The sequence below is a fragment of the Rhodovarius lipocyclicus genome (assembly GCF_009900765.1).
Lineage (GTDB): Bacteria > Pseudomonadota > Alphaproteobacteria > Acetobacterales > Acetobacteraceae > Rhodovarius > Rhodovarius lipocyclicus.
On the sequence record NZ_JAAABL010000105.1, the window covers coordinates 1 to 270 of the forward strand.

At 63.0% G+C, this 270-nt stretch carries 1 pseudogene; it reads right to left on the reverse strand.

Annotated elements, in window-relative coordinates:
• Window positions 1-15 precede the first annotated feature (15 nt).
• A pseudogene (locus GT007_RS22115) lies at window positions 16-270 on the reverse strand (IS3 family transposase); the annotation flags it as partial.

Genomic DNA, 270 nt, shown 5'->3' on the forward strand with positions numbered 1-270 from the left:
CGATGTACACCGAGTTTAGCCTGAACTGGCCAAGCGCTCGAACTCCATAGGGCTGAGATACCCGATGGTCGAGTGCCGTCGCCTGGGGTTGTAGAAGCGCTCGATGTAGTCGAACACGTCGGCCCGGCCCGGCCCGGCCCGGGCCGGGCCTGGTCGCGATTGCGATAGACGCGGGCTCTGACGCGTTCGGTCTTGAGCGACGAGAAGAAACTCTCCATCGCGGCGTTGTCCCAGACATTGCCTGATCGGCTCATCGAGCAGGTGATGCCA